The sequence below is a fragment of the Brachyspira sp. G79 genome (genome assembly GCF_002379365.1).
GTDB lineage: Bacteria > Spirochaetota > Brachyspiria > Brachyspirales > Brachyspiraceae > Brachyspira.
In genome coordinates this window covers 885,454-890,282 of sequence record NZ_JQIU01000008.1, presented here as the reverse complement: position 1 = coordinate 890,282, position 4,829 = coordinate 885,454, and the positions used below count along the sequence as shown (strand labels likewise).

Here is a 4,829-nt window from a genome sequence, read left to right as displayed (position 1 = left end):
AATAAATTTAGTTTTGAAACAAGTATAATATATTAAATAATATTATATTAAAATTCTTATATTTCTTATTGTGTATTTTAAACTTTTATAATATAATTTGCAACGTTATAATATTAATATGGAAGGATATAATTATTTATGAGAAAACTATATATTATTTTCAGTTTGTTTTTATTAAGTTTTGCCTTATATTCTCAGGAAATAACAAATTCTGAAATTATGACTAATTACGAACAATCTGCTAATTCTAACAATATATTTTTTACTTCTATAGAAAACGGAGATATTGGTAAGGTAAGAGAACTTCTTAAAAATGGTACAGATGTTAATAGTACAAATGCTGAAGGCTGGTCAGCTTTGCATTTAGCCGTAAAAGCTAATAAGCCTGCTATAGTAAAAGAGTTATTATCACATAAAAAAATTAATATGGATCCTACACTTCCTGTTGATAGTGTATTTACAGATGGTGATGATAAATGGTATGCTGATGGACAAACTCCTCTTTTACTTGCTGCATATTATGGATATAGTGATATAGTAACTATGCTTTTGAGTTATGGGGCAGATATTTTGGCAAAAGATAGTATAGATGATGCTATGGCTATACATATTGCTTCAGCAAAAGGGTATTATAAGGTTGTTGAAGCTATATTAGATTCTGCTGCTGCTAGAAACTCTAAAATAGATATTGTTAATGTGGGGGATAATACTGGTACTACTCCTTTAATGTGGGCTGCTATGAATAATCAGGTAACAGTTATATCTATTTTAATTAGATATAAAGCTGATGTTAATATGCAAGATGATGACGGCTGGACTCCATTACATTTTGCTGCTGCTTCAGACAGTTACAGAGCTGTTGAGATTCTTTTAAATAATGGTGCTGATGCTAATATTGCAGATATAGAAGGTAAAAAGGCTGTTAATGTAACTAATGATACTGATATAGAAGCATTGTTAAATAAATATATGACTGTAAATAATACTCAGAGAGAAAACCAATAATTTTTTATATTATTTATATTTTATGGAAGCAAAAAAATTACAAAGATTTAGTGAATATAGTATGTCTACATATTTGCTTTGTCCTAGAAAGTACAGGTATACATATATTGAAAAGCCTTTTAAAAAACAAAAAAGAAGTGTTAATGTTTACTTTATCTTTGGTAATGCTATTCATTTAGCTTGTAAGGAGTTTTATGAACAGAGGGCTGAGGAGAGAAGTTTAGAGAATTTATATACTATATTTAGAAATGTATGGAAAAGAAGCGGTATAAGAGCTTTCTTTAATAGCAGAGAAGAAGAAAAAGAATTGGGGGAGAGAGGACTTTATATGCTCTCCAATTTCTTTAATTCTTTTTCAAATAAAGTGCCTTATAAAATGGAAAGCTATATGGAAAATAGAGTTAGAGATTATATTTTATTTGGCAGAATAGACAGAATTGATTTATCCGCTGATGGTACATTGCAAATAGTGGACTATAAAACAACCAAATATTATGATGTAGGTGAAGATAATGATGAAAGGGATAGAAAAACCATACAGTTAAAATTATATGCATGTATATTAGATGGTCTTAAATTCAAAGTTACAAGCGGGTCTTATTATCATTTTGAAGATGATAAATTTGATACTGTAGAGTTTACTCCAGAATCTATTAATTATTTAAGAGAATGGTTTGACGAAATAGTTGATGATATAAGATATGATAGAGCCTTTGATAAAAAAATGGGAAGGCATTGCGAGTTTTGTGATTTCTTTAAATTATGTCAGGGAAAAGATGATAATGTTCAGGATTTAGTTCTTCCTTCAGATGAGCTTTTTATGGCTAATATAGAAAATTCTAATAATAATTAATTTTATAAAAACTTATTAATTCTACATGTCATTAATTATAAAATAGGTAATTTTATGAGCAGTCATAATAAAAAAGAACATTCAAAAGAAAATATAATAAAAAGAAAGAAAGATAAATTTAAAATAAGATATTTAACGTTAGAAGATTTAGAAATGTTTAATAATCTTTTAAGATATGCATTTCAGGTAAGCAATAATGAGCTTATTAATTTGGGTTATGAAATAGATGAAATAAAACAGGCAAAATCAGCTGTATTGAGTAAGGCTAAAGTACTTGGCTGGTTTGACGGAGAAAAACTGGCTTCTCAAATAGCTGTATATCCTATGAATATGAATATACATGGTGTCATATATAAAATGGCTGGTGTTACTGGTGTTGCTACATATCCCGAATATTCTAATCTTGGTCTTATGAATGATTTGATGATAAAAAGTATAGAGATTATGAAAAAAGAAGGTCAGACTATATCAGTATTATATCCTTACTCTATACCTTTTTATAGGAGAAAGGGCTGGGAGATTATTTCTGATAAGATGAGTTTTGAAATTAAAGATACTCAGCTTCCTAAAACTATTACAAACAGCGGAAGGGTAGAGCGTGTCTCTTCAGACAGTAAAGATTTGAAAGAGCTTTATGATAAATTTTCCCATATGAGGCATGGGGCATTGATTAGAGGTGATTTAGAGTGGGAAGAGTACTGGAGATGGGAGGTTGATGATACTATAGTTGCTATATATTATGATGAAAAAGATGAGGCTAAGGGTTTTTTGGTATATGTTATAGAAAATGATATTTTTCATGTTAAAGAAATGGTTTATCTCAATTTTGAGGCAAGGCTTGGGCTTTGGAATTATATATCGGCACATTTTTCTATGGTAGATAAAGTTCATGGATATAATTATACTAATGAACCTATGGCTTTTTTACTTGAAGACAGCGAGATAAAAGAAACTATAAGACCTTATATAATGGCTAGAATTACTGATGTTAAAGCGTTTATTATCAATTATCCTTTTTCAAGAAAGCCTAAAAATAAAAAGATTAATTTGATAATAAAAGATAATATGGCGAAATGGAATAACGGCAGCTTTTTAATATATTGGGACGAAGATAGAAACACCATATGCAAAAGATTAAGTAAAGAATATAAGAGAAACTCTAAAGACAGATATATTATAAAAATGAATATTCAGACACTTACAGCTATGCTTATGAGCTATAAAAGTCCGTCTTATTTATACAAAATCGGAAGAATAGAATCTAGTATAAAAGGTATTAATTTACTTGAATCTATTATACCAAAAGAGCAAGTCTACTTTTCTGATTATTTTTAATTTTAAATATTGTTAGATTTTGACAATTTATATTTATTTTAGTATAATAATATTATGAAAGAGATTAATAGACTTAATGATTTATTTGTACGATACTTAATCGGTACAGAAGGCAATGAGGATATATTAGAAAATATTGTTAATGCTGTTTTAAATGATGTTGGTTTTGAATCTGTAAGTAATCTTGAAATAATTAATCCTTATAACTTGGCAGAAAATGAGAATTTAAAAGAATCAATATTGGATGTTAAAGCAAAAACCAAAGATGGTAAAAAGGTACTTGTTGAAATACAATTAGTAGGAAATAATAATTTTATAAAAAGAATATTGTATTATATTGCAAAAAATATAGCTTCTGAGTTAAAAGAAAGTGATTTGTATATTGGTATAAGTCAGATGATTAGTATTAGCTTTATTAATTTTAATTTAGATATAGGAACTGAAACTGATATAAGAAGAGAGCATAAATGTTTAACATTTGCTGATATTCATAATCCTAGTATTAGACTTGATGATTTTCAGATACATTTTATAGAAATTAAAAGATTTGCAGAAATACTAAAAAATACTAGTATAGACAACTATAATAAAAATAATCTTTTATCTTGGATTGATTTTTTTACAACTAAAGATTTAGAGAAAGATATTGATAAGTTAGTAGGAGGTAACAGCATCATGTCTAAAGTAATAGATAAATATAAAAGATTTGTAGCCGATGAAAAAGAGATGTCTGCATATAATGAAAGAGATACTTTTCTTTATGGACAGGCTGCTATGCTTCAATATGAGAGGGCAGAAGGAAAAAAGGAAGGTATAGAAATAGGATTTCAGCAAGGTATAGAGAAAGGTATAGAGAAAGAAAAATATTCATTAGCTAAAAATATGAAAAATAAAAATATGGACATTAATCTTATTAGTGAATTAACAGGACTCAGTATAGAAAAAATCAAAAACTTGTGATTGATTAATATTTGTAGATTATTGCTAGCAAGTTTTTTATATTATAAATGGATAAAACTATTCTATGAAAGTTGAAATTATAGATACAGCTTACGGCGGATACGGAATTGCTAAAAATAATGATGGGAAAATTATATTTATTCCTCATAGTGTTGAGGGAGATATATTAGATATAAATATAACAAAAGAAAGTAAAAAATTTTCTTATGGATATATAGAAAAAATAATAGAGCCTTCCAAATACAGAATAAAACCAAGATGTAAATATGCTGGTATTTGCGGAGGATGTGTATTTAATCATATAGATTATAGTAAACAGCTTTCTATAAAAAAGAATATAGTTTTAAATGCTATCAGAAATATAGAATATAAAAAAGATATAAATATTATTTATGATAAAAATTATAATTACAGACTTAGAGTAAACATGATAGTATCAAATGAAAGTATTGGTTTTTACAGATTTAAAACTAATGATTTTGCAGCAATTGATGAATGTGTTATTTTAAAAGAGAGTTTATTTAAAAGAATAAAATGTTTTGCAAAAGAAAATAATATTACAGGCAGTATTTATGCTGTAGAAAACAATGACGGAGAGTCTCTTGCTTTTTTGGAGTGTAATAAAAAAATAAATATAAAATCTTTTGAAAAATATTTTAATGGTATAACTGTAAAA

5 protein-coding genes are annotated in these 4,829 nt (G+C 27.0%); all 5 read left to right on the top strand.

Features of this window, described 5'->3' with window-relative positions:
* The first annotated feature begins 138 nt into the window (after positions 1-138).
* Positions 139-1,005, top strand: coding sequence for an ankyrin repeat domain-containing protein (locus KQ44_RS05315; protein WP_096736539.1), 867 nt, complete (start codon positions 139-141; stop codon positions 1,003-1,005).
* 22 nt (positions 1,006-1,027) lie between these two features.
* Positions 1,028-1,858, top strand: coding sequence for a PD-(D/E)XK nuclease family protein (locus KQ44_RS05310; RefSeq protein WP_096736538.1), 831 nt, complete (start codon positions 1,028-1,030; stop codon positions 1,856-1,858).
* Positions 1,859-1,912: 54 nt separating this feature from the next.
* Positions 1,913-3,193 carry a GNAT family N-acetyltransferase gene (locus KQ44_RS05305; RefSeq protein WP_096736537.1) on the top strand — a complete coding sequence of 427 codons (1,281 nt, stop codon included), beginning with the start codon at positions 1,913-1,915 and terminating at the stop codon, positions 3,191-3,193.
* Positions 3,194-3,247: 54 nt separating this feature from the next.
* Positions 3,248-4,153, top strand: coding sequence for an Rpn family recombination-promoting nuclease/putative transposase (locus tag KQ44_RS05300; RefSeq protein WP_096736536.1), 906 nt, complete (start codon positions 3,248-3,250; stop codon positions 4,151-4,153).
* A gap of 64 nt (positions 4,154-4,217) precedes the next feature.
* Positions 4,218-4,829 (top strand): TRAM domain-containing protein (locus tag KQ44_RS05295; protein ID WP_143277878.1); only part of this gene is annotated, 612 nt, incomplete at its 3' end.